The organism is Streptomyces flaveolus, from assembly GCF_044765825.1.
Taxonomy (GTDB): Bacteria; Actinomycetota; Actinomycetes; order Streptomycetales; family Streptomycetaceae; genus Streptomyces; species Streptomyces flaveolus.
On the sequence record NZ_JBIWKU010000009.1, the window covers coordinates 176,437 to 200,857 of the forward strand.

General features: G+C 70.3%; 23 protein-coding genes and 2 pseudogenes. 8 read left to right on the top strand and 17 right to left on the bottom strand.

Annotated elements, in window-relative coordinates:
• Positions 1 to 12: 12 nt before the first annotated feature.
• Positions 13 to 213: pseudogene (locus tag ACIRG6_RS26350) on the top strand (protein phosphatase); the annotation flags it as partial.
• Here the strand turns inward: ACIRG6_RS26350 and ACIRG6_RS26355 are convergent.
• The 4 genes from ACIRG6_RS26355 to ACIRG6_RS26370 form a co-directional block, all read right to left on the bottom strand.
• Positions 209 to 466, bottom strand: a complete 258-nt coding sequence (locus tag ACIRG6_RS26355) for a hypothetical protein (RefSeq protein WP_403324876.1) — start codon at positions 464 to 466, stop codon at positions 209 to 211. The pseudogene ACIRG6_RS26350 and the gene ACIRG6_RS26355 overlap by 5 nt on opposite strands.
• Before the next feature lie 229 nt (positions 467 to 695).
• Positions 696 to 1,643, bottom strand: a complete 948-nt coding sequence (locus ACIRG6_RS26360; RefSeq protein ID WP_403324761.1) for a DUF5996 family protein — start codon at positions 1,641 to 1,643, stop codon at positions 696 to 698.
• Positions 1,644 to 1,729: 86 nt separating this feature from the next.
• Positions 1,730 to 1,945: an NADPH-dependent FMN reductase family protein gene (locus tag ACIRG6_RS26365; protein ID WP_403324762.1), complete on the bottom strand. Its 216-nt coding sequence runs from the start codon at positions 1,943 to 1,945 to the stop codon at positions 1,730 to 1,732.
• Positions 1,946 to 2,692: 747 nt separating this feature from the next.
• Positions 2,693 to 3,019 (bottom strand): hypothetical protein, encoded by a 327-nt coding sequence (locus ACIRG6_RS26370; protein WP_318216246.1) that lies wholly within the window; start codon positions 3,017 to 3,019, stop codon positions 2,693 to 2,695.
• Positions 3,020 to 3,136: 117 nt separating this feature from the next.
• On the opposite strand from ACIRG6_RS26370, the gene ACIRG6_RS26375 reads away from it, so the two are divergent.
• Positions 3,137 to 6,421: an AfsR/SARP family transcriptional regulator gene (locus ACIRG6_RS26375; protein ID WP_403324763.1), complete on the top strand. Its 3,285-nt coding sequence runs from the start codon at positions 3,137 to 3,139 to the stop codon at positions 6,419 to 6,421.
• 148 nt (positions 6,422 to 6,569) lie between these two features.
• Here ACIRG6_RS26375 and ACIRG6_RS26380 read toward each other — a convergent pair whose 3' ends face one another.
• Entirely contained in the window at positions 6,570 to 10,337 is a 3,768-nt protein-coding gene (locus tag ACIRG6_RS26380) for a S8 family peptidase (RefSeq protein ID WP_403324764.1), read from the bottom strand.
• Between the two features lie 736 nt (positions 10,338 to 11,073).
• A complete protein-coding gene (locus ACIRG6_RS26385; RefSeq protein ID WP_403324765.1) occupies positions 11,074 to 11,565 on the bottom strand; it encodes a hypothetical protein in 492 nt (163 codons plus the stop codon).
• 56 nt (positions 11,566 to 11,621) lie between these two features.
• Between ACIRG6_RS26385 and ACIRG6_RS26390 the strand changes: the two genes are divergently transcribed.
• Both ACIRG6_RS26390 and ACIRG6_RS26395 read left to right on the top strand, forming a co-directional pair.
• Complete coding sequence (locus ACIRG6_RS26390) at positions 11,622 to 12,116, top strand: MarR family winged helix-turn-helix transcriptional regulator (RefSeq protein ID WP_403324766.1); 495 nt, start codon at positions 11,622 to 11,624, stop codon at positions 12,114 to 12,116.
• Between the two features lie 15 nt (positions 12,117 to 12,131).
• Positions 12,132 to 12,830, top strand: coding sequence for a type 1 glutamine amidotransferase domain-containing protein (locus ACIRG6_RS26395; protein WP_403324767.1), 699 nt, complete (start codon positions 12,132 to 12,134; stop codon positions 12,828 to 12,830).
• A gap of 454 nt (positions 12,831 to 13,284) precedes the next feature.
• Here the strand turns inward: ACIRG6_RS26395 and ACIRG6_RS26400 are convergent, their stop codons facing one another.
• Positions 13,285 to 14,121: a prephenate dehydratase gene (locus tag ACIRG6_RS26400; protein WP_364685010.1), complete on the bottom strand. Its 837-nt coding sequence runs from the start codon at positions 14,119 to 14,121 to the stop codon at positions 13,285 to 13,287.
• Between the two features lie 638 nt (positions 14,122 to 14,759).
• Complete coding sequence (locus ACIRG6_RS26405) at positions 14,760 to 14,951, bottom strand: hypothetical protein (protein WP_318216452.1); 192 nt, start codon at positions 14,949 to 14,951, stop codon at positions 14,760 to 14,762.
• A gap of 210 nt (positions 14,952 to 15,161) precedes the next feature.
• On the opposite strand from ACIRG6_RS26405, the gene ACIRG6_RS26410 reads away from it, so the two are divergent.
• On the top strand, positions 15,162 to 16,301 hold the full coding sequence (locus tag ACIRG6_RS26410; RefSeq protein ID WP_364685008.1) for a glutathione-independent formaldehyde dehydrogenase: 1,140 nt from the start codon (positions 15,162 to 15,164) through the stop codon (positions 16,299 to 16,301).
• Between the two features lie 65 nt (positions 16,302 to 16,366).
• Here ACIRG6_RS26410 and ACIRG6_RS26415 read toward each other — a convergent pair whose 3' ends face one another.
• The 7 genes from ACIRG6_RS26415 to ACIRG6_RS26445 all read right to left on the bottom strand — a co-directional run bounded on the left by ACIRG6_RS26415 (position 16,367) and on the right by ACIRG6_RS26445 (position 21,172).
• Positions 16,367 to 16,996: a DUF4291 domain-containing protein gene (locus ACIRG6_RS26415; RefSeq protein ID WP_403324768.1), complete on the bottom strand. Its 630-nt coding sequence runs from the start codon at positions 16,994 to 16,996 to the stop codon at positions 16,367 to 16,369.
• A gap of 225 nt (positions 16,997 to 17,221) precedes the next feature.
• Positions 17,222 to 17,830 carry a hypothetical protein gene (locus ACIRG6_RS26420; protein WP_364685006.1) on the bottom strand — a complete coding sequence of 203 codons (609 nt, stop codon included), beginning with the start codon at positions 17,828 to 17,830 and terminating at the stop codon, positions 17,222 to 17,224.
• Positions 17,827 to 18,483, bottom strand: a complete 657-nt coding sequence (locus ACIRG6_RS26425; RefSeq protein WP_403324769.1) for an alpha/beta fold hydrolase — start codon at positions 18,481 to 18,483, stop codon at positions 17,827 to 17,829. Before ACIRG6_RS26425 ends, ACIRG6_RS26420 begins: the two co-directional genes overlap by 4 nt.
• Positions 18,484 to 18,551: 68 nt before the next feature.
• A complete protein-coding gene (locus ACIRG6_RS26430) occupies positions 18,552 to 19,334 on the bottom strand; it encodes a calcium-binding protein (protein WP_403324770.1) in 783 nt (260 codons plus the stop codon).
• A gap of 136 nt (positions 19,335 to 19,470) precedes the next feature.
• Complete coding sequence (locus tag ACIRG6_RS26435; protein ID WP_392135874.1) at positions 19,471 to 19,842, bottom strand: hypothetical protein; 372 nt, start codon at positions 19,840 to 19,842, stop codon at positions 19,471 to 19,473.
• 309 nt (positions 19,843 to 20,151) lie between these two features.
• Entirely contained in the window at positions 20,152 to 20,667 is a 516-nt protein-coding gene (locus ACIRG6_RS26440) for a lytic polysaccharide monooxygenase auxiliary activity family 9 protein (RefSeq protein ID WP_225636531.1), read from the bottom strand.
• Between the two features lie 337 nt (positions 20,668 to 21,004).
• Positions 21,005 to 21,172, bottom strand: a complete 168-nt coding sequence (locus ACIRG6_RS26445) for a hypothetical protein (RefSeq protein ID WP_403324771.1) — start codon at positions 21,170 to 21,172, stop codon at positions 21,005 to 21,007.
• A 465-nt stretch (positions 21,173 to 21,637) separates the two neighbouring features.
• Between ACIRG6_RS26445 and ACIRG6_RS26450 the strand changes: the two genes are divergently transcribed.
• A complete protein-coding gene (locus ACIRG6_RS26450; protein ID WP_318216226.1) occupies positions 21,638 to 21,799 on the top strand; it encodes a hypothetical protein in 162 nt (53 codons plus the stop codon).
• Here ACIRG6_RS26450 and ACIRG6_RS26455 read toward each other — a convergent pair.
• On the bottom strand, positions 21,783 to 22,076 hold the full coding sequence (locus ACIRG6_RS26455) for a hypothetical protein (RefSeq protein WP_403324772.1): 294 nt from the start codon (positions 22,074 to 22,076) through the stop codon (positions 21,783 to 21,785). The genes ACIRG6_RS26450 and ACIRG6_RS26455 overlap by 17 nt on opposite strands.
• Before the next feature lie 154 nt (positions 22,077 to 22,230).
• Between ACIRG6_RS26455 and ACIRG6_RS26460 the strand changes: the two genes are divergently transcribed.
• Entirely contained in the window at positions 22,231 to 22,989 is a 759-nt protein-coding gene (locus ACIRG6_RS26460) for an SMP-30/gluconolactonase/LRE family protein (protein WP_403324773.1), read from the top strand.
• Positions 22,890 to 23,729: pseudogene (locus ACIRG6_RS26465) on the top strand (cryptochrome/photolyase family protein); the annotation flags it as partial. The gene ACIRG6_RS26460 and the pseudogene ACIRG6_RS26465, both read left to right, overlap by 100 nt.
• Positions 23,730 to 24,218: 489 nt before the next feature.
• Here the strand turns inward: ACIRG6_RS26465 and ACIRG6_RS26470 are convergent.
• Positions 24,219 to 24,344 carry a hypothetical protein gene (locus ACIRG6_RS26470; RefSeq protein WP_403324774.1) on the bottom strand — a complete coding sequence of 42 codons (126 nt, stop codon included), beginning with the start codon at positions 24,342 to 24,344 and terminating at the stop codon, positions 24,219 to 24,221.
• Positions 24,345 to 24,421 lie beyond the last annotated feature (77 nt).

The window sequence follows — 24,421 nt, forward strand, 5'->3', positions numbered from 1 at the left end:
GAACGAGGCCCAGGGATACGCGAGACCCGGGCGTCGCTGCTGCGCGTGATCGCCACCGGCAAGCGGAACACCATGGCGCTGCTCCGCTACGACATCGAGGACCCCCACCGTCCCTGCCACTGGCAGGAGCACTTCTGGAGCCACGTCAACGCGCCCGTACCCAGCCTCGACGGCCGAGTGGCGCTCGTGGTGCACCGGGCGGAGGAGGTCACACGCCGACGACACCCCGCTCGGACCCGAGCAGGCCGCCGCCCGGCGCCGGGTCCGCGCGTGCCGACTTCGACCACACGGTGCGGCTCGGCTGGGTCCGCTCACCGCAGTCGATCGAGGTCCGCTTCGGCATCAGCCGGGCCGGAGCCGTCGACATCGCGCTCTGCACCACGGCGTCCGTCGAGCGGTCGTCCCTGCCCACCCGGAGGTCGACGGCGATCCAGGATGCGGGCGACCACCCATGGCTGTCGCGCACCTCGACGAGACTGCCTTCTCAGCGGAAGGGGACGGTGCGAGCCCGGTGACGGCGCCGACGTATCCGATCGCGGTGTCCCGCGGGCCGGCCTGGGGGTGACGAGGCCGGCGACGATGGCCGGGACGGCCAGGCAGCAGACGACGTAGACCGCTGAGAACAGTAGGGCCCGCTTCTCGTGGGCGGCGGTGTGGGCGAGCAGCCGGAAGGCACCGAAGAAGGCTGTATCGCGTCACTCAGAGGGCGTCGAGCGCTCGGAGTCGCTCGTGACCCCGCCGGGGCACGCCGCCGCGTCGAGGTCCCAGCCCGCGCGCCGGCCGCCCGCGCGGAAGGCGCTCTCGAAGAACTCCAGGACGGTCTCCCGCGGCGCGAGGGCGCCGCGGACGTCGTCGTAGCGCAGCACGGCCAGGTGTCCGCCCCGCAGGGGAACCCAGGACGCTTGGGGCGGACTGAGTCTCTCCTCCGTCAGGCCCTCCGGCTCCGGTGCGGTGTAGGAGTAGAAGGCGGGCTCGGGAAAGGTCGGATCGCCGAACCAGAATCCGGAGCTGATGACCTCCCGCGAGTACGACTCGCGGGTGACCTCGTCGGCCGACGGGGGCAGCGCCGCCCTCTTGTCCGAGAAACGGGTCACGGCGATGTCGAAGGTGTGCCAGAAGTGGTGCACCGGGCTGGTCTTGCCCGACCACTGCGCCGCGTACTGCTCCAGGACCAGATTGACCTGGGACAGGACCACCCAGTAGGTGTGCGCCTGCTCGGTGTCATACGTGGCGTGCTTGGTGTCCTGCTCGAACGGACGGTCCGCGTCCGGGAGATCGTACGGATAAGGGTGCGCGATCTCGCACGGCACTCCCATCCGGCGCAGCGAGTCCACCAGAACCCGATAGAACGCACTGACGCTCAGCCCCTGGAGCGGGAAGGTCAGGCACTCGCCGCCGGAATGCGTGATCCTCAGCGAGTGGTCGACGAAGTCGAAGTCCACACAGAAGAACTCCCCTTCGTCGGTGAGCCCCATGGGGCGCGTCGTGATCCCGCGGCCGGTGAGGTGAAAGGGCACGTTCCACCAGTGGTTGCGGCGCTGCGAGAAGGCGAGCCGCACCTTCCCCACGATCTGGGCGAACCGATGGATCGTTTCTCTGGTCGGGGTCCACGACGCGTATGGCAGGGCCGGAAACAGTTCCACGATCGACCGACCTTCCGGTGCTCGTAAGTGTGGGTACCGCGGCACTCACCCGCGCGGGCGTCAGCCGCGCAGCCGCTCCGCGATCGTCACCAGGTACCGTCCCTGGCCGTTGGCCGCGTACAGGAGGGTTGCCGGTTCATCGCCGAGGTGAAGCTGGTGACGGGATCGTTGTGGAGCACGCCCGCCTGCCACAGGCCGCCGGTGGAGTCGAAGAACTGCTTGAGCTGGGAGGAGTTGCCGAACCGGGTCGGGGTCCTGAACGCGTAGGCCGAGGCCCACTCCAGGTCCTCCGGGGTCGCCACGGGGACCGTGTTCTTCGTGGCGTCGACGCGCGCGCCAAGCCGGGTCGGCGTCGATGGCCGTGTCCGGCGCGAGCTCAGGGGCACGCTGACCTTCCGCGCCCCCGGCAAGGGCTTCGGCGAACTGATGGACGTTGCCGGAAGCACTGTCGTAGACGACGGCGAGGCCTACAGCCATGAGCCAGCTCCTCTTCTCCATCACAAACTATGGGTACGCTACGCCCGACCGGCCGATCTCGCGTCTTGGACGCCCCACCGCCGCCCTTCTCCCGCACACCCGCCGCACCGGTTCTCCCGGGCCGCCGCCGGACGCCTCCCCGGCGGGCGTCCGGCGGCGTGGAGACATGAACGAAGAGCGTGCGGACCGTCTGCGTCTGGACTCGGCACGCGGACACTGGGCCCTGACCTGTGTCGTTCTCTCGTCGGGCATGGCCATGCCCGACGGCTCGGTCGTCGACGTGACCCCCCTCGCTGCAAGGCTTGTGCCCTTTGTCCGCGGGGATCGGATGTGCGCGCCTGTCAGGTCAGCTCCGGGCCGTTCCCGCTCGGGAAGTCGCGGGGGACCCGGAGCCGGTGCTCAGCTTCTGCTGGACAGTGCGGCTGTCGAGTCGTACGTCGAGCCCGCCGGCGGCGGCTTGCCCTGCTTGCCGACTGCCCCACCGCCACCGGCCTGACCCTCACACCAAGTGGCGTCCGCCGATTCCGTCCGTGATCGGAGAGGTGGCCGACGGCGTCGGGATGCCTATCACGTCATGAGCCGACCAGGTCCCCGCCGATGTGCCCTGTCCGACGCTGTGCGCGGAGCACGGCGCGGGCCGCCGCGCGGATCTCCTCGTCGATCTCCATCCCGGAGGTCAGGACCTGGAGCAGCCGGGTCCGCCATACGTCGGGGTCTGTGTCGTACGCGTCCAGCACCCGTACGCCATAGCCGCCCGACACGCTGCCGCCGGCCAGCCGTCGCCGTACCGCCTCGCGCAGCGCTGAGTGGAGATCGTGGACGACTCCACGTGGGGTGTCGGTGAGTCCGGCCGCCGCCCCTGTGGCCAACGCGGTGGCCACCAACTCCGCTTCGGTCACTCGGTCCCCCTTGGTTGTGCGGATTGTGCGATGTCGCGGCCATCACCATGGCGTGGCGTGCTGCAATGCTGATGAATTCTGGATGACCTGGAAGACGTGTGGGAGCGGAGGCTTCGGGTGAGTGGGGGATCTCCTCAGCGGTTCCGTTTCGAGGTGCTCGGGCCGTTACGGGCATGGCGGGACGGAGCGCCGCTGGAGCTGGGCCCGGTCAAGCGGCAGACCGTGCTGGCCGCGCTGCTGCTGAGCCGGGGGACCGTGGTGAGTCATGAGCGACTGCTCGACGCGGTCTGGGGGTCGGAGCCACCCGCGGGCGGCCGCAAGGTGCTGCCCACCCACATCAATACGCTGCGCAGAGCGCTCGACCCCGACGGCACCCCGCCTGCGGAGTCGGTGATCCGCAGCGGCAAGGGCTGGTACCGCTTCGTCGTCGAGGAGGTCCGGCTCGACACGGAGGAGCTGGAGGAGCGGGGCGACGCGGCACTGCGCACCGTCGCATCCGGTGACCTGGTCACCGCGGCCGGCCAGCTGGCCGGTGCCCTGGGGCTGTTCCGTGGCGAGCCTCTGGCCGGGCTGCCGGGGCCGTTCGCGCGGGACGAACGGCAGCGGTGGGAGGAACGCCGACGGACGCTCAGGTTGGAACGGCTCAAGTGCCTCGTATCACTCAACCGGTTCGGCGAGGCCCTTGACGACCTCGGCGGGTTGTCGGCGTCCTCGGTGGCGGACCGCTACGACGAGTCGCTGAGGGCCTTGCGCATGCGGGCCCTGTACGGCTGCGGACGTCAGGCGGAGGCTCTCAACACCTACGAGGACATGCGCGTACGACTGCGCGACGAGCTCGGAGCCGACCCCGGGGAGGAACTCCGCCGGGTACACGAGGCGGTGCTGCACCAGGACGACGCCTTCCTGCTTCCTCCTCCGCCGACACCCTCCCGGCCTCGCGCGAGCACCGTGCCCGCCGAACTCCCCCATGACATGCCGGGTTTCGCTGGCCGCATCGACGAACTCACGCGACTCCACGCCCTGCTTCCGCCCGAGCGGGACCACCAGGACCCGGCGAACACCGTCGTCATCTCGGCCATCGGCGGTGCCGCCGGCATCGGCAAGACCGCGCTGGCCGTGCACTGGGCCCACCGGGTTCGCGACCGGTTCCCGGACGGCCAGCTCTACGTCAACCTCCACGGCTTCGACCACGACCGCCGCCCCCTGGAGCCCGGCGAGGCCCTCGAAATGCTGCTGCGCGGCCTGGGCCTCGCGGCCTCGGAGATCCCCCCGCACCCCGAGGCCCAGGGCCGCGTCCTCCGCACCCTGCTGTCCGGCCGGCGCATGCTCGTGCTCCTGGACAACGCGGCCTCCGCCGATCAAGTACGACCGCTGCTGCCGGCCGGTCCGACCTGCTGCGTCGTCGTCACGAGCCGCAACCGGCTCGGCGACCTCGTCGCCCGCGACGGCGCCCATTCCCTGCCCCTGGACCTCCTCCAGCCGGACGAGGCTCGCGCGCTCCTGAGCCGAACCCTCGGCACGGACCGGATCGACGGCGACCGGCACGCGGCCGACGAACTGGTCCGGCTCTGCGCCGGCCTCCCCCTGGCCCTGCGCGTGGCCGCCGCCAGGCTGGCGGGCGATCCGGCCCTGCGGACAGCCGACCTGGTCGCCGAGATGACCGAGGGCAACAGGCTGGAGGCGCTGGAACCCGACAGTGACGCCGACTCACCTTTGCGTACGGCCTTCTCGGTGTCCTACCGGGTGCTCGCGTCCGGCGCGCGCCGGCTGTTCCGGCTGCTCGGGCTGTTTCCGGGCGCCGACTTCACGACCGAGGCCGCGGCGGCCCTCCTGGACGTCCCGCTCACACAGGCCCGCCGTCTGCTCGGCGCGCTGACCGCGGCGCATCTGATCGAACCCGCGACGCCGGGCCGGTACCGGTTCCACGACCTCCTTCGCGCGTACGCGAAGGAGCGGTCGGTGGCGGAGGAGACGGCGGCAGAGCGCGGCGCCGCGCTGGAACGGCTCTTGATCTGGTACCTGCACGCCGTTCGCGCCACCGCGGGGACCTCGCTCTTCCCGGAACTCCCCCGCGATCTCCGACCCGTCGGTCCCCCGGACGTGCCGTCGACCACCGAACCCGAACAATGGCTGGAGGCGGAGCTACCGAATCTGCTCGCCGTCATCGAACATGCCGACCGCCACGGCCCCCGCCCGGTCACCTGGTACATGGTCTCCGCGCTGTTCAGCCACTTCTGGACCCACCTGCCACGGAAGACCTGGGAGGCCATCGGCCGGACGGCACTGGACGCGGCCGAAGCCGAGAAGGACCTGCCCGGCCAGGCCGCGATGCACTTCAGCCTCGCGGCGGCCCAGTGGGACCGGGGCCATGTCCGACAGGCGATGGAGCACGCCACACGCGCACTGGACATCAGCCGGGGAATCGGTTGGGGAGCGGGCGAAGCCGCGGCCCTCGGCCTCAGGGGCTTCGCGCACTGGAGCATGGCGCGCCTGGACAGCGCTCGTGACGACTTCACCGTCGGCCTGCGCCTCTTTCGTGAGACCGGGCCTCGTGACTACGAGGCGTTCGGGCTGACCGGCCTCGGCATGGCCTGCCGGGACCTGGGCCGGCTGTGCGAGGCTGCCGGTCACCTCGAACGCGCCGTGAGTCTCAGTGCACGGCTCAGCCGATGGAACAGCAGTTCGGCCGTGCAGATTCTGGGCCGGGTGTACTGGGAACTCGGCCGTTTCGCCGACGCGCTCGACCTCCTCGGCCCGGCGGTGGCCCCCAATGAAGGGACCGGTCACCGCGACGGCCGCGCGATGATGCTCGACACCGTCGCCAGGATCAGTCTCGACCTCGACCGCCACGAGGAGGGGCTGGAGCAGGCCGAGCGAGCCCTGGCCCTGGTCAAAGACACGAACCGGTACTGGATCCAGGCGAGCATCCTCAACGCGGTCGCCGCCGCACACCGCGAGCTGGCACATCCGGACCGGGCGCTCCAGGCCGACGAGCAGGCACTCGCCCTCGCCCGCAAGGTGATGTCCAAACGCGCCGAGACCGACACCCTCCTGAGCCTCAGCGTCACCTACCACCACATGGGCCGGTCTCAGGAGGCCCGCGCCCGCGCCGCCCAGGCACTGCACCTGGCCCGCGTGCACTCCTTCCGCGTGGCAGAGGGCCAAGCCCTGACGGCCCTCTTCGCAACAGCCCGCACCACGAACACCGAGCTGGCCCAGGAGGCCCTGACCGTCCACCGCGAGACCGGCCACCGCCCGGGCGAGGCCCGCACTCTCCTGGCACTGGCCCGGGCCGGTCACCGAACCGAGAGCACCACCCCAGGACTGCTGAGCCGACAGGCACGGGACATCTTCGCGGACATCGGCATGCCCGAACAGGAGTGCCGGAACTCCGACCACTGACGCGCCCGTCAGTCTCGCAGACCCTCTTGCGGCCGGTGGGCCTCCACAAGGTCGCCCACGGGACAGCGGGTCGGCCGGCTCCGGCCGGCCGGTCCGCGGTGCGTCCATGGGGAGGGCGCGCCCGGCGGACCGGCCGGGTGACCCGACGTCAGCGCACTGCGTAGGCGTCGGTCACGGTTTGGACCACGGAGTTGCCGTGGGCATCCGTCAGTTCGGTGCGCAACGTGACCGGCTTGCCGGCCGCGTCCGCGTGGTTCACGGTCGCGGTCCAACGGCCGCCCTGCTGTGTCGTGGCGGCCGCCGTCCAGGTCTCACCGCCGTCGTACGAGTACGAGACCTTGGCCGCCGTGAGCTTGCCGGGTGTGTAGCCGGCATGGCCAGAGACGCTCAGGCCTATCTTCAGGCCGTCCTTCGCCGCCAGGGTCTTCATGCCGTCCGAGGGCAGGTCGTAGCCCGGAAAGAGCAGCGGTATGCCCTGGGAGTAGGCGTTCTCGTCCCGGTGCGAACGGAACTTCCAGATGGTCTGGGTCATGGTCGACCGCTTCCACACGGCGGCGGGCTGGCCCAGCTTCATGGTCGTCATGCTGAGCTCGTACGCGGCGTCCCCGGCCGGAACCGTGAACACCCCGGACGGCCAGCCGGATTCGCCCAGCACCGTGCCGCCACTGCTGAGCCGCATGCTGCCCACGTCTCCGAAGGAGCCCTGGAGGCCGCTGTGTTCATTGTCGCTCCAGAAACCGGGCGCGACGCCGATCAGATTGTCCTGGCGTTCGCCGGCGAGTTGTTCCCTGCCCTGGCTGTCACGGGGCGCGGACGGTACGAGGATGCCCCCGTACCACTTCTCGGTGCGGTGCGAACCGGCCTGGTAGGTGCGCGCCCGGTCGACCATGGACTCGCCCCAGGGGAAGCTGGAGGAGAGGTAACGCTGCCAGGAGCTGTCGCCCGCCGAGTAGTACTCGGTGCGCGCGCTCGGGGCGGCGACGCTGTCGAAGGCGCCGACGCCGAACGTGGCGCCGTAGGGACGGGCGGCGAGAAGCGTGTCGACGAAGTCCGCCGTGACGCCCATCGACTCGTACGCGGACTCGACCTTGCCGAGTGTTCTGTCCTCGACCTTGTACGTGCGGTCCGAGGTGACGGTGCCCGTCTCGGGGAAGGCCAGGTTGTAGACGAACGGACTGGCCGCGGTGGCCTTCCAGCTCAGCTTCACCGGTCCGGCTGCCAGCGCCGCGGCCAGAGCGGCCGCCTCGTCCGTCTCGATCCCGAGCGAGGGCAGGGGCGCCGCGCCGTATCCGACGGACGGCTTCCACGGACCCGCGGACGGGCGGTGCGCGATGATCGCGACGGCGCCGGCGGCCTTGGCGTTGCGAGCCTGAGTGACCACGAGGCCGTCGTCCGTGACACGGACCAGGGCGATCTTGCCGGAGACCTCGGCGGCCTTCAGCTCATCAGGCGTACCGGTGCCGACGTCGATGAGTGCGGCCTGCCCTGTTCCGTCGAGGTTGACGGACCCACTGGACGCGGGGGTGGGGTGCAGTGTGGCGCCTCCGACGACCGCGAGTTTCTCGATCTGCGGGGCGTAGGCACGCCAGAAGCTGTCGAACTCGAAGTCACCGTCCCGGGCCCTGCCCTGGATGTCGACCAGATAGTCCTTGACGACGCTGCCGCCGGCGATGGACCCGGAGTGCAGCCAGACGTCGTCCCAGCTGCGGCCGAAGGCGAGGGTGGCACTGCGGGTCTCGGTGACCCGGTCCTTGGTCCTCAGCTTCATCCGGTGCGCCTTGCGGGCGTCGAGCACCAAGGTGGTGTCCTTGGTGACGTTCAGCTGCGGCCTGGCCAGGTAGCCGACAGAACTGACGAGTCTTCCCGTGGCGTCCTCGGGGTCGGTCGAGACGATGAAGCTGGAGACGAAGTAGGCACCGGGGCGCACCTCGTAGACCTGGTCGGTCGAGCCGTCGTTGAAGCGGCGCTCGCCGGTGGCTGTGTCGGTGCCGATGACATCGAGCGAGGACGAGCCGGCGGCGGGCCGGCCGTTGCGGTCGATCATTTTGACGCGCAGGGTGACGGTCTTGGCCCCGACGTACAGCGAGAAGGGGGTGGAGACCTTGACGCCGCCGGTGGCGGTCGCCAGCACCCGGCCGGTGACGTCGCCGTACTGACTGTCCTGGAGGCGGGCGGTCGGGTCGAGCTTCAGCGGGACATCGGTTGTCCCTCCGGCGGGCACGGTGACGCTCTTCGCTCCGAGAGCGGCGACGGAGGACCGGACGGCCGAACCGTCGTTGCCCGTGACACCCTGAAGGGTGAGCGACAGCTTCACCGGCTTGTCGCCCGTGTTGGTGTACGGGATCCGGACCGTGGTGCGGTCCGTCTTGTCCTGCGGCCAGTTGAAGGTGCCGCCCTGGACGGCGGGGGCGCCGGTGAGCGTCGTGTCGATGGCGGCCTTGACGTCGAGCCTGCCGCCGCCGGTCTCGCGTACGTCACCGGGGATGTCGCTCTTGGCGGACGACACGAGGGCCGCCTTGACCTGCTGGGCCGTCCAGTCGGGGTGGCGTTCCTTGACGAGGGCGGCGGCGCCCGCGACGTGCGGGGTGGCCATCGAGGTACCGGACATCGACTGGTAGGCGTAGACGCCTCGGCCGCCCGCCGCGGCGGCGGAGATGTCGACGCCGGGGGCGGCGATCTCGGGCTTGAGAGTGTGCGCGCCGATCGCGGGCCCGCGGCTGGAGAACCAGGCGGTGGAGTCGTCGCGGTCGACCGCCCCGACAGTCAGCACACTGGGGGCGCAGCCCGGGGAGGAGACCGTGTTCGGAGTAGGGCCCGAGTTGCCGGCCGCGATGACGAACAGGGTGTCCTTGCTCTTGCCGAGTTCCTCGGCAGCCAGGCTCATCGGGTCGGTGCAGTCGGTGGGGGTCTGACTGCCCAGGCTCATGGAGACGACGTCGGCCTGCTGGTCGACGGCCCACTGCATGCCGGCGATGATCCAGGAGGAGTCGCCGGAGCCGCTGTCGTTGAGTACCTTGCCGACGAGCAGGTCGGCGCCGGGGGCGACGCCCTTCTTCTTCCCGTCACTGGCCGCACCGGTGCCGCCGACGGTGGAAAGCGTGTGGGTGCCGTGGCCCGTGCGGTCGTCGGTGGTCTCGGAGTCGGTGAAGTTCTTCGACGCGGTGATGCGGCCCTTGAGGTCAGGGTGGTCGGCGTCAGCGCCAGTGTCCAGGACGGCGACCTTGGTGCCCTTGCCGTCGTACCCGGCGGCCCAGGCGAGGTCGGCGCCGATCTGCTTGGTGGAGCGGTCGAGGCTGGCCTCGACCTTGCGGTCCAGCCAGAGCTTCTTCAGTCCGGCGGCGGAGCGGGACCGGGGGCGGGTGACATCCGACCAGAATCCGGCGGTCTGCTTCTTGTCGGCCTTGAGCGCCACGCCGTCGATGACCGGGAGGGCGAGGCCCCGCTCGGCGCCGCGCGGGGTGGCGGGCGCAGTGCGCGCGGTGTTTTCTGAGTAGGTCGCGATCAGCGGTACGGAGTCCGCGTGGGCGTCGTCGTACCCCTGGCGAACAAGCCCGGTGACGTTGAAGAGTTCCTCGTCGACGGTGTCCTCGGCGAGCGCCTTCACCGCGGTGTCCGGATAGACGTACAGGTCCTTGCCCGAGCGGCGGGTCTGGACGAGGGGGACGGTGCCGTCCTCACGGGCCAGTGCGGTGGCCGCGGCGTTGCCCGAACTGTCGGTGCTCACCAGTACCTTGTCGCCGGTGACCAGCGTGACGGTGACCGGCTTGTTCCCATCGGTGGCGGCAGCCGCACTGCCGGTCAGCGGTCTCTTCGTGATCACGTCGTCCTGTGGCGCTGCCACGGACGGTGCGATCACCGTGCAGGCGAGGACTGCGGCTGTGGCCGCCCCCAATGCCGTACGCGATATCGGACGCATCGCTCTCCCCAAGTAGACCAGAACGGTAAGGCGCAAGGGCCCGCTTTCCAGACGCTGTTGATGCTGCGGTGACGACACATTGGCAGCGCGACGGGCGGTAAAGGGATGATGTGCCACGGCGGGTTTACGCCGTGGCCGCTATCCGCCACGGCCGGCCGGGCAACTCCGCACGGCAGGGAAGCATGGCAGCCGGGAGGGACCGGGGATGCAGCAAGCCGTAGGTCTCTACGAAACGCAGGACTCTGTCTGCAGCGCGCGTTCGGGACACTTGGAGCTGCGGAGGGGACCCGATCTCGCACACCGCCGCACTACCCGGACGGCCATCGAGTGGGCGCCGCAGAAGCCGGGCAGCACGGCCTGGCACTGGGCCGTCGGTCCGTAGGGGACGATGGGTGGCGGCGCCGCGCGGTCACACCGGGCACCCTGATCCCGGCCGGCGCCGCCGCCAGCTCGCGGCGTACGGCCCGCGCCACCACCCGGTCCGCGGCCTGGTCGCCCAGCGGCTCGTCGTGGTCGGCGAGGACCGGGACCCGGGCCATGGCCTTGAGCCGGCGGGCCTCAGCCCGCCGATGCCGGCCTGCTCCTCAGGGGCGTTCGGCGACTGCCCCGTCCCCGGCAGTTCGTCGTCCTCGTCTCCGCCGGGCCGCTCCGCGCCACCAGCATGACGAAGCCGCTCAGGCGCCCAGCTCGGCCCTCGGCGCCATTGCCTGTGCAAGCAGTCCGCCGGAGGCATTGCTCAAATGGTGCTCAGGCATCGCGAATTCGCTGGTTGCATACATGCCGTCACATCTTTGTGATCGGGAACCTGGCCGCCCGTATGAACGCCCTGGATACTGCTCGGCCGGACCGTGACGGCCACCTCGTCGCCACGGTCCCTCTCGCAGCCCCGTAATGAGCATGTCGCCGCACTCGGTGACCACCACCCCGCTGCCCGGGTGACCGGTGCCAAAAAGCCCGCCCGTGCGGCGACGTCGGGCGCGTCGGGACTGCACAGGCCGTCCCAGTTGATCTCGCTCATGTTCGGGCCGGTCGCCGCCGTGAAGGCGTCCTCGATGCTGCCGACCGGCAGGCCGAGCAGCTCGCATTGCACAGGCAGCCGCGCTTCGTACGCCGTCAGGTCGGCCGGCGGGCGGGACCCTTGAACGCCGGCGACCCACGCGGGGAGGTCGTCCCACGGCATCCCGTCGACGTCCCCGGGCATCGCGGATGACGGCACGCGCTCGAGCACGTTGGTATGTGATGCAACTGAGTTGCCTCACATACGGTCCGCGTTAGGCTCGAGGCATGGCAGGCCTCAGCGAGGGCCCGTACCCCGAAGCGGCCGAGTGTGATCTTGGCTGGTCGATCGGGATGCTGATGCGTCACTACAAGACGCAGGTGGGGCCGTGCGTCGCTGATCTTCCGCGCGGTGGCCGCGGGTATCAGCTGCTGTACACCGTGGTGTGCAAGGCCATGCCCAATCAGTCTCGGCTTGCCGATTACCTGGGGATCGACCGCTCGGTGTTGCCGTATGTGATCGACGACCTGGTGGAGGCGGGGCTGGTCGAGCGGCAGCCGGATCCAGCCGACCGGCGAGCACGCAAGGTCGTGGCTACCGCGCTGGGCGTCGAGACCTTCCGGACGCTGCAGGAGCGGGTCACCGCGGCTGAAGAGGCGGCCCTGACCGCTCTGCAGCCTGCCGAACAGAAGCAGTTCCGGTCGCTGCTGTCCCGTCTGGCCCGCCAGGCCCGGGACGAAGCCAGCCGCAGCGGGAGGACTGCGTCCGCCGAGGAACTCTGAAGGGGAGGCCGCGTCATGGCCGCCAAGACCAACCGCATCCTGATCATCGTCACGAGCGTCGGCGAATACGAGAAGGTCGGTTACCGCACCGGCCTGTGGCTGGGTGAGCTGACCCACTTCTACGACGTCGCCGAGCAGGCCGGTTACGAGCTCACGATCGCCAGCATCGACGGCGGGCACGTCCCGCTCGACCCGGAGAGCCTGGCCCACGACGTCCTCGGGGAGCTGGGCACCGACAAGCGTTACGCGGACCGGAAGTTCATGGACAAGCTGGAGAACACCGTCTCCGTGGCCGAGGTCAAGGCCGAGGACTACGACGCCATCTACCTCACCGGTGGGCACGGCGTGATGTTCGACTTCCACCAGAGCCAGGCACTGGAGACCCTCATCGCCCGGTTCTACGAAACCGGCCGTCTCGTCTCGGCCGTCTGCCACGGCCCGTGCGGACTGCTCGAGGTCACCCTCAGCAACGGGGAGCCCCTGGTGAAGGGCAAGGACGTCACCGGATTCTCCTGGCCCGAGGAGGAACTCGCGCAGCGCGCTGACGCCGTCCCCTACAGCCTCCAGGACGGGCTGAAGAAGCTCGGGGCGTCCTACAGCACCGCGGAGAAGCCCTTCGACTCCTACGTCGTCGAGGACGGCCGGCTGATCTCCGGGCAGAACCCCGCCAGTGCCAAGGCAGTCGCCGACGCGGTCGTCAAACACCTCGGCTGACAGCTGGACCACCGCCCGGTGACCGGCACGCCTCTGGCATCTGCTTGCCTGAGAAACGGTCCGCCGCCAGGGCTCGGAAACCGGTGCGTTCGTCCAGCAGGCCTCCTCACGCGGCTCGGTCCGGATATCCGCCGGGACGGGTACGGCGAACACCGCGACATTGCGGTGTATCTCCAGTTCAGTGCGCATGCCGGCTGCGGTGCCCGTGTCCGCGGGGTTGGCGTGCGCGTCGCCCACCGGCCCATCCCGTGGAAGGTGGGGCCGTCGTCAGTGCTCTTGTGAAGGGCGCCGATGCCGCTGTCGCCGTCGAAGGTGACGACACTGGCCAGGATCCGGCCGTCACCGGCGCCGTGTGCGCGAGGTCGTACGGCACGCGGGTACAGGCACGTGCCGTCGCGCAGCGGCGTTCCGTCGGCCGCGGCGCTGTTCCGGACCACACCGCCTCCCCGCCCGGTCAGACCTTCAGCCGGTGCGGATGGGCAGGGTAGACGCCGAGGACGCGCACCTCGGACGAGAAGAACCGCAGTTCCTCCAGGGCGAGGACGACGCGGCGCTCGTCGGGGTGGCCCTCGGCCTCGACGTAGAAGCGGCTGGCGTTGAGCCCCGCGCCGATCTGGTAGCTCTCGATCTTGGTGAGGTTCACCCCTCCGGTGGCGAATCCTCCGAGGGCCTTGTACAGCGCGCTCGGAATGTTGCGCACGCTGAAGAACAGGCTGGTCATCGTCGGCTGTCCCGGGTCAGGGGCGGGAGCGGCCTGCCGGGACAGGACGACGAACCGCGTGGTGTTGTCCGGGTCGTCTTCGACCCCTGCGCGCAGGACGTCGAGGCCGTGCAGCCCGGCCGCGGCGGGCGGCGCGAGGGCCGCGTGCCGCGCGTCGCCCAGCTCGGCCACCTCCCGGGCCGCCCCGGCGGTGTCGTCGCTGACCAGGGTCCGCCAGCCGCCCTCCCGCAGCAGTTTGCGGCACTGGCCCAGGGCGTGCACGTGGCTGCGCACGCACTCCACCTGGTCCAGCGTGGTGCCGGGGACGCCCATCAGATCGAAGCGGATGGGAAGGAAGTACTCACCGATGATGAACAGCCCCGACTCCGGCAGCAGGTGGTGGACGTCGGCGACGCGTCCGGCCGCGGAGTTGTCCACCGGGATCACAGCCAGGTGGGCGTCCCCGAGGGTCACCGCGTCCAGGGCCTGCTCGAAGCCGGTGCAGGGCAGTTCGGCGGCGCCCGGGTACAGGGCACGCGCGACGGTCGCCGAATTGGAGCCGGGTTCACCCTGGTATGCGACGGTCGTCACCGCGTTGGGCCTTTCTGAGGGAGGTCTGTTCATCAGGCGGCGGACGCTCGGTTGCGTGCCGCGCCTTCTGAAGTATCGGTGAAGTTGTCTTCCCAGTGGCCAACGGGGTTCTCTCCCGTCGCCGCGCCTGTCCGTCGGCACAAGGTCGAGGGTCGTCGCGAGGACGTGGCGGCCGGGGCCGGCGAGCCGGTAGCAGCTGGGCCCAGGGGCAGTCCGTAAGGGCACGGTCAGGCACGGCACCCGGCCGGCAGGCGCCGGTGGAGGCCCGCGAGGCCCCGGCCGGGCCCGCGAGGGCACGCGGTTCGTCGACCGCGAGCAGTCGCTTGAGGCCGGTGGCGGGTCCGGGCGGCCTCAACGGGGCCCTTTGTGCGGAGGCGGGGACACCGAGGGCGGAGGACCCGGCGTGATGCTCGCGGGTGATCCGGTCCACCGGCCGCGGGGGAAGCCCCCGGCGTCCGGATACGGAGCCGCGACCAGCACATTCGCCGGGCCGACTGGAGCGCTACAGCCGTGACCGTCGACACCGCACACCGAAGGCTGACCACAGAGGCCGGCAGATTTTGCCGAGCATGGACGGGACCACCCAGTCGCGCATTCCGCACTTCACTCAGGCGTCGCACCATCACGCCCGAGCGTGCTCAGGCAAGAGGCGTGTCGTCCGGCTGGGCATCCGAGAACTCCCACCACGCGAGCGGCAGCCAGTCACCGTCCACGAAGCCGTCGACGGAGGCCCCGGTCCCCCGGATGGCTACCCGTGTCCCCACCGGATAGCTGGTGCCGGACAGCCCGGAGACCGGGACGAGCAGTACGCCGAGACGTCGTGTCACGATTGCTGATCCTTTCCGTGCCACATAACCGGAAATTTGCTTTCTCTACGTGCAAAGCATTGCATCCTGGACCAGTCTGGACAGTGAGGGAACCCACAAAGAACTGAACTAGCTGTATGGATCTTGGTTTCTCAGCAGAGCATGGAGACGCTCCCGAGAAGCCACTGTTCCCGAAAGTGATCGAGCGAGTGCGCTGAGTGGAGGTGCTCGACGATGCAGGCCGTCGTGTACAAGGGACCGTTCGAAGTAGCGGTCGAGCAGGTGGAGGATCCTCGGATTCAGCACCCGAACGATGTGATCGTACGTGTCACGTCCACCGCCATCTGCGGTTCGGACCTGCACATGTACGAGGGTCGGACCGCCGCCGAGCCGGGGATCGTCTTCGGCCACGAGAACCTCGGCGTCATCGAGGAGGTCGGTGAGGGGGTGACGTCGCTCAGCCGCGGTGACCGGGTCGTCATGCCCTTCAACGTGGCGTGCGGCTTCTGCAAGAACTGCACGGCCGGCTTCACGGGCTTCTGCCTGACCGTGAACCCGGGGTTCGCCGGGGGTGCGTACGGCTACGTGGCCATGGGTCCCTACGTAGGAGGCCAGGCCGAGTACGTGAAGGTGCCCTACGCGGACTTCAACTGCCTGAAGCTCCCCGAGGGCACAGAGAAGGAGACCGACTTCATCCTGCTCGCCGACATCTTCCCGACCGGCTACCACGGCAACGAACTGGCTGACGTCCGCCCTGGTGACACCGTAGCCGTCTACGGCGGTGGCCCCGTCGGACTGATGGCCGCCTACTCCGCGCTGCTGCGCGGGGCGAGCAAGGTGTTCGTGGTCGACCGGGTGACCGAGCGGTTGCAGAAGGCCGAGGAGATCGGGGCCATCCCGGTCAACTTCGCCGAGGGCAACCCGGTGGAGCAGATCAAGGAGCACACCGACGGGCAGGGCACGGACAAGGGCATCGACGCGGTCGGCTACCAGGCCCAGGTCGGCGGCGAGGCGCGCGAGGAACCGGCGATCGTTCTGAACTCGCTGGTCGAGACGGTACGGCCGACGGGCGCTCTGGGTGTGCCGGGACTGTACGTCCCGAGCGATCCGGGCGGGCCGGACGAGCAGGCCAAGCAGGGCATGCTGATGGTTTCCATCGGCCGCATGTTCGAGAAGGGGCTGCGTATGGGCACCGGTCAGTGCAACGTCAAGCGCTACAACCGGCACCTTCGCGACCTGATCATCGAGGGACGCGCGCAGCCCAGCTTCGTCGTCTCCCACGAGCTGCCTCTCGACCAGGCGCCGTCGGCGTACGAGAAGTTCGACAAGCGCGTCGAGGGCTACACCAAAGTCGTCCTCCACCCCCACGGCTGAGGAATCGGTCCAGAGCCCAGACAGAGCTGCTTTCCCAGCCCGACGCCGTAGTCGGTGGCGCTGGCCTACCGGTGCAGGTGGGCCAGCACCTCATCACTCACGGGGTACGGGCGTTCACGCGGCAGGAGCTGCCGGGCGAGGTCCGACTCTCCGTCTCGTACATGGGCGTGGATCGCGCGAGCCAGCGGTGTGACATCGGCTATGGAGACGATCCACTCGTCGGCGTAGAGCTGTGCGGCTTCGCCGGCGAGGCCGAGTTGTAGCGATCGGTGCGGAAGCGGCTGAAGCTGTAGGTCGCGTTCGGGATCCCACTGCACCCGGGCGGGAGTTCCTCTCAACTGGCGCTTCCATGCGGCGCGGTCGGTGTGGAGCCCATGCTCGTAGTGGGACAGGCAGGCGTGACGCAGCGCCCACTCGAAGCCCTCTCGAGTGATCTCGACGGCGAGGACTTTCTCCTGTCCCTCCTTGGTGGCCCATCCGCAGCGGTACATCATCCACAGGAACGACGGCTTGATCCACGTCATCCGGTCCCGCTGCCACGTCGCCGGGAAACGGCCGTCTCGGGCCGCGGCAAGACCGATTTCCGGCGAGTACGCCTGGTAGACGGTGATCGTGGAGTCCGTGTGCACGGCTCGGATCTGATGCTTGGGTTCTGTCACTGGATCAGGGTGATCGCACGTCTCCGCACGCGCCATCGAATTACGCGGCGGGAAGTTACACGTTGGACTAGGCCCGCCGACCACCGCCTTGTCGGCAACTGCTGCCGTCACCGCCGCTTCCGCTGTTCTCGAGGCTCCGGCCTCAGGAGTACCGGTTGCGGTACATCCCCAGCGCCCTCGCCCAGGCACCGGCACCGAGACGTGTTCCCCGCCGGAGACCTGGCTCGTCACTGTTTGATCAGCAGTCGGGGGGGTGCGCCGTCACTCCTGCGGACGTGGGGACGGCTCTCGCTCGTCGGCCGAACCGCCGCTTCGGTTCCGTGTCGCAGCACGTCGCCCGCGTGTCACCGCCAGCACGCCTCCCACGACGGCGATCAGTGCGATGGCCAGCGCGATGCTGACCCAGCCCTCGGTGTCCCAGTACACGTCCTCGAGGCTGATCAACAGCGCCGCCTCGTCGACGATCAGGGCCATGCCGACGCCGTAGGTGAGCCCCATCCAGGCCCGTGCGCGTGCCGAGCGTTTGACCAGGCCCGCCGCGCCCACGACCGCGAGCAGCAGGATGCCCCACACGTAGTGGTGGATGTGCACGCCGCCGGCCTGGACGTCTCCCACTCCGGCCACGTCGATGTGGATCAGCCAGGTGAGCAGGCGCATGCCGCCGAAGGTGAGGGCGAATCCCCACCAGGCGAGGACGAAGCCGCGGCGTTCGGAGGAGATACCGGGCAGCAGGCGCACCCACGGCGACCGACGGACCGTGCGGGCGGACGGCAGACGGTGAGCCCCGTGCGGGGACGGCGGCCGAGGATCCGAGTGCGGGAAGCGGGGCGAGGGGCGGTCGGGCGGGTCGGACGAGGCCGGTGGTTTCATCGGTGCTCCCCTGCCGCCGCACATGCCTCGATCAGCTTGGCCACGGCTTCCGGCTTGCTGTAGTGCGCCGCGTGCGCGGCGTCCGGTACCTCGATGGCGCGTCCGTCGGCGATCAGCTGCGTGATGCGCCGGGTCCAGGCCTCGGATGCGATGGTGTCACCGGCCCCGCGCACGACGAGGGTGAGCAGGTAGTCCGCGGCGGCCAACCCGATCAGGGAGAGCTGCTCTCGGGGCGCGTCCGCGAGTAACCGACCTGCCTGGCGCCAGGCGGACGCCCCCGGGGTGAGTGCCGGGCCGAGCATGACGAGCCTGTGGGAAAGACTCGGATGACGGTACGTGAGGGCCGCGGCCACCTGACAGCCGACCGAGTTGGCCACCAGCAGACTCGGCCCCGGCACGAGCCGCCGGTGCCAGCGGGCAAGGACGTCGGCGGTCCGCACCACGTCGGGCATCCGGCGTACGACGGCCCGTGACCGCGCGTTGCCCGGCAGGTCCGGCACAAGCACGGTGAATCCCCTCGCCGCCAGCCGCCGCGCCAGCGGTACCACCCTGCCGCAGCGCTCGGGGGCGGTCCAGGAACGTCTCGTCGGACCGTGCGGGGCCGTGGGCGTGCGTTCGCCACCGCCCGTCCCCCCTGTCGGTGGGGACCACACGGTGTGCCGCCGGGGACGACGCGCCTCGACGCGCCTGCCCGGTCGGAGGCCGTGTCGCGGAGCGTGTGTCAGAGGACGATGTCGCGGCCGGGGCCGCCCTCGACGGTGTCCGTCCCGGGGCCGCCGAGGAGCAGGTCATCGCCCTCCTCACCATGCAGGCTGTCGTCGCCGGGACCGCCGAGGAGCAGGTCGTCGCCGTCTCCGCCGAGGGCGTGGTCGTCGCCGGGGCCGGCGTACACCGTGTCCGCGCCGCCGTACGTCTCGATCATGTCGTCGCCCCGGCCGCCCGCCAGCCACTGGTCGCCGTCGTCGCCCATCAGGTGGTCCGCGCCGTCGCCACCGTCCAGGACGGCGCGGCCCATGACCATGTCGTCGCCCGCGTCGCCGCGCACCGTGTGCGCGGTGTGGGCGTGCAGGGTGTCGTCGCCGGGGCCGCCCCGCACCGTACCCACCGCGGGGTCGCTGGTGACGATCGTGTCGTCGCCGTCGCCGAGAAAGACGTCGATCCGCTCCGGCCGGGCGTCGCCGGTGGGAAGTTCGCAGACGACGAAGGTGTCGTCCCCGGGTTCGAGGTACGCGCAGTGGTCGCCGGGTGCGAGCGGGACCTGGTCGCGGAAGCCGATCCGGCGGGTCCCGGCGCCATGGTCCATGGGGATCACGTGGAGGTCGTTGGTCTGCCCCTCGGCGGCGGTGTAGACGACGGACCCGGTGGCCCAGTCGGCGCCGACGCGGGCCTTGGCCTCGCCGGTGGCGGTGGGAGCGGCGGTCGCCGGGCCGGCGGCGAGGCCGGTGGCAAGAACGGTGCCCAGCAAGGCCGCGGCGGCCGCGGCGGTGACTCCGTGTCGGTTCATGGGACCTCGTCTTCAATGTGACGGCTGGTGGGCTGTGGGGGGAGGCGTGCCGCGGCTGGGGGCGGTTTGGCCGGCGCAGCGGGGCAGGACGGGCGGCGGCTCGGCGTGCGGTCGTGATCCGGTGCCCCGGGCGTGCTCACGGCGGCGCCGTCCGGCTCCACTCGTCGGCCGCCACCACGAGACAGGCCGCCACCAGGACGACGTTCTTGATGACGTACTGGCCCTCCAGCGTGGGAACCGGCACGTCCCCTTGCCACATCTCGCCCGGGAGCAGCAGGAGCGCGGAGAAGACGCCGGTCATGTGGGCGAAGAACCCCATCAGGGCCACGCGGAGCAGGACCCCCGTGACGAGGCCGAGACCGATGGCCGTTTCGGCTGCCGCCAGCACCCGTAGCGTCACGTCCGGCGGCAGCAGGCCGAGGGTGAGCTTCGTCGCGGCGCGGACGGCGACCCCCTCGGCGGGGCTGGCCGTGGGGAAGAACTTGAGGACGCCGAACCAGAGAAACACCGCGCCGACGGAGACCCGGAGGAGCGCCGGACCGCACCACTGGATCTTGTCGGCCAGTGACCCGACCGCTCGGGTGATCCGTCCGCCGTTCCCGGCTTCCGCCGGGCCGGACTGCCGAGGGAGGTGACGGCTTCGCGCGCCGGTTCTCTCCACCGTCGTACCCACCCTTCCATGTGGTCGTCCGATGGTCCCCGGCCGCTGGACGACCGGGTGAGGGAGAGGCGGTCCGGTGCCGGGTCCCCCGGGGGCGACGGGCGCTCCCGGCACCGTGGCACACCCGGCCCAGCAGGGCCGGGTGGCGGCACCGCGTCAGCTCACGTTCACGTCCACGCAGGCGTAGAAGGCATTGGCGGTGTCGGCGATGTTCCACACGGCCAGCACCTTCTGCCTGCCGGTCAGGCTGCCGAAGTTGACCTGGTGGGTGACGGTGGCACCGGGCCGGGCACCTCCGTCGTTGAATTCCGCGATCTTCCGGCCGCCCGCGTAGTACTGCCAGGTGGAGGTGGCGTGCTGGGCCGTCAGCCGCCAGTTGAAGCTGGTCGTCCGGCTGACCGGGGTGACCTTCCAGCCCTTGCTGTCGTTGTCGAGTTCGGCGAAGGCGGAGTTCCCTCCGCTGCAGCTCATCAGGCCCTTGGGGCCCTCGACGCTCTGCGGCTCGTACTTGATGGAACCGCAGGAGACCGTGCCGGCGGCGCACTGGGCCTGGCGGCTGGGGGGCGAGGAGATGTAGCCGTGCGCGCTCGCGTTGCCGGCCGGCAGGGTCACGGCCAGCAGCGGGGCGATTCCCGCGCCTATGGCGACGGCCAGCATCCTCTTGCTCTTCATGACAACTCCTGTGTGGGGGTTGGCGCCTGCCCACCCGAGGGCAGTCAGGCATGAGCATGTCAATCACACCACCAAGACCGTGGGGCGTTCCATGGTGGCGAGGTAACCGTACCCTTCTTGGTCTAGACCAAACTAGGGGTCGTGCGCGACCGACGCGTATCAGGGCGGTCTCGGCGGAGCTTCCATACGCTTCTCCGGAACACGCTCGCGCAGCCGAAGCACACTCATATCTCAGGCTTTCCGGCGTCACCGACGCACCGCCATCGGGGGCCGCGACGGAGCGGCCCTGGCGTCCTTCACTGCTTTCCGTCTTGCCGGAACGCGATGCGGCAGCCGCCTAGCCCGACGATGCCTGGGCCGTGGAGCTGAGCGAAGCCGACCCGGTGCCGGCCGCGAAGGTCGAGAACCCCAGCGCCGACAGGCACCGTCCCGGAGCCGCCTTCTTGGTGGCGTTCGTCCCGACGAGGATCCGCACCTTTGGCCGACCGTCCACCTCCACGGTCATGACGAACTCGTCGTCCCCTACGAGATCATGCGCTGGTTCATGGAGCAGGTGGGGCCAGGTCGAACAGCTCGCCAGCATGACGACAGGCTGCCACAGGCGTGAAGTCCGAGTCGCAGGACACAGCAGCTCTCGCGGGACGGGCCCTGAGAACAGGACAAGTACGCGGAAGATACCGGACATTCCTTCTCGTGAGGCTGCATGGAAGCGACCCCCGCCCCCACGATGGTCGCGCCCATGCCAAATCTCTGCGAGGGGGAAGTCGTGGTGTTCAACGCAAAGATCACTGCAGCCGCCATGAGCGTGGCCGCACTGCCCATGGGTCTGGTCGCTGCGGCCCCTGCCGCCTCCGCAGCAGCCGGCCAAAGCGCCCCCGGTCCCACGGGCGACGCCGTTGCTGCCGCATGGACCCGGACCACCACACCGAGCTCAGCGCCGATCAGGGAGTGCTACGCGGCCTCGTGCGACGTGGTCATACGGACGGACCCCGGCTCCTGGGTGTACTGGAGCCACTACGCATACAACAGTGCCGGCAACCGCTGGTACTACGTGAGGTACACAGCCGGCAACGGCACGCCCCACGACTTCTACGGCTGGATCTACTGCGGCAACGTCACCGCTTCCTGCTGAGAGCGGCCCTGCGCTCCGGACGCGCTCCACGCCGCGGCCGGCGGGCGCCGGAGCGCAGGACTTCGTCGAAGTGCCCGGGGCGCGAAGGCGGCACCACCCGAGGGGCGTCGTGGCGCCGGCTCGCGGCCTGGCAGGCGTGGTGGCAGCTCATCCACGGGGTCATGACGCGCATGTAGGCGGCCACGTCGGCTCGCTCCCGCTCGGGCAGGTCGAGTTGCGCGCAGACGGCGGGCACCTGTTGGGCCAGGTGCTGGAAGCGCAGGACGCGCCGGTCCACCTCGTGGCGGGCTGCAGCTGTTCAGCAGGGGTCGATGTCCGGGCCGTCTTCCTCGGATGCCCAGCCCCAGACGCGGTGAATTGTCGGTGGGCGGGGGTTCCGCCGCCCCGCAGATGCCCCCCGACATCGTCGACACCCAGGCAGGAAGCCAACCGTGACCCCGACACGCCGATTCCTCTCACCCCGCCGCTGGAACCCGCCCCCGGCCCCCGCCAACCAAGGCCGCACGCACGCCACGCGTCCCTTCGTCGTCACCCGCCGCATCCCGACCGGCGGCCACGGTCCCGAGGACGTGATCTTCGACCCACGGGGCCGCCTGCTCACCGGACTCGCCGACGGCACCATCCTCCGCATCGACCCGACAACCGGCGACCGCACCGCCATCGGCAACACCCGAGGCCGCCCGCTGGGGCTGCAGCCCTCCAGGGACGGCGCGATCCTGATCTGCGACCACGACCGGGGACTGCTGCGCATGTCCCCCGACGGATCCGTCGACGTACTCGTCGACACCGTCGCGGGCCGGCCCCTGACCTTCGCCAGCAACGTCACCGAAGGCCCGGACGGCACCATCTGGTTCACCGTCTCCACCCGCCGCTGGCACCTCGAGAGCTACCTCGGCGACGTCTTCGAACACTCCTGCACCGGCCTCCTGGTACGTCGCACCTCCGACGGCACCGTCACCGTGCTGCGCGACGGGCTGAAATTCGCCAACGGCCTTCTCCTGGCGCCCGACGCCTCCTACCTGCTCCTGGCCGAGACCACCGGATACCGCATCAGCCGCTACTGGCTCTCCGGCCCGAAAACGGGCACCACAGCCGTGCCGAGGCACGGGCGGCACTCAAGCGGTTCCTCATCCACCGGCTTCCCACCTTCGGCCCCTACGAGGACGCCGTGCTCGCCGCGGACCCGGTGATGAGTCACAGCCTGCTGTCGTCCTCGCTCAACCTCGGTCTGCTCGATCCCGCCGAGTGCGCCGAGCAGGCGGAGGCGGAGTGGCGCGCCGGCCGGGCACCGCTCAACAGCGTGGAGGGGTTCGTCCGGCAGATCGCGGGCTGGCGCGAGTACGTGTGGCAGCTGTACTGGTATTTCGGTGAGGAGTACCGGCGCTCCAACGTCCTGCGGCACACCGCCCCGCTGCCCGGCTGGTGGAACGGGCTGGATGCGGACGCGGTGGAGGCGCGGTGCCTGCACACGGTTCTGGCCCAGGTGCGGGACACCGGGTGGACCCACCACATCCCCCGGCTGATGATCCTCGGCAGCTACGCGCTCCAACGGGGCTGGGACCCCGCCGCGGTCATGGACTGGTTCCACCGCTGCTTCGTGGACGGGTACGACTGGGTCATGGTGCCCAACGTCGTCGGCATGTCCCAGTACGCCGACGGAGGCCGCATGACGACCAAGCCCTACACGTCGGGCGGCGCCTACGTGCACCGGATGAGCGACCTGTGCGGACCGTGCCGCTACCGGCCGGGCGACCGGACCGGAGAGCGCGCGTGCCCCTACACGTCCGGCTACTGGGCCTTCCTCGACCGGCACCGGGAACGGCTCGTCCACAACCACCGAACCGCCCGGCCGGTGCGCCGACTGGAAGGGCTGGCGGGTCTCGATGAGGTGCGCCACCGGGAGCGTACCCGGGGTGACGCGCCGCCATGAGGCGACCGCTGCTGGGCCGGTGGGCCGGGGATCGGCGCATCCATAGAAGGGCACTCAGCCGAAGCACTGGCGTGCGGGTGATCGGGAGCGACAAGGGGTTGTGCATGCTGGGACCGCGGCCCACGGTGGCCGATCAGGTCGGGCGGTTCGACGGTCCGCTCACGGCCCGCGACGCGGCCCGGGCCGTCGAAGCGGAGCTCGGGCGTCTCCTCGACGACGCGCTGGAACGCGCCCACGACACGGATCCGGTGTTCGCCCGCCTCCGGTCACCCGCGCCGCACTCTCGCCACCCGTCACCGAACGGCCTGTCTGGCGTGCCCCCTGCTCACCGGCGCGCTGTTCGTATGGTGGCGCACCAGAAGGGGGCCCAAGCCGTCCGGGCCGGCGGCCGAGGTGCAGTTCGCCGGTCGAAGCCGGCCTGCGCGGGCCGAGGCGCCCAACGCAGGCGACCGTACCTCCCGAGGCAGCGGTCGATCGGCCTGACGCAGGTCAGGTCTCCGCGCCTGCTGCCGCGCGCAGCAGCGCGTCGTAGGCGTAGCCCTGCGCCTCGCAGACCGCGATGGGGCGGAATTGGTCCCGGACCTGATCGCCGCGGCCGATGTCCCCGCTTCCCACGTCGGGGGCATCGGGCTGTCCGTGCCGGGACCGGTCGACCGGGAAGCAGGGCGGGTGATGGAGCCGCTCACCATGCC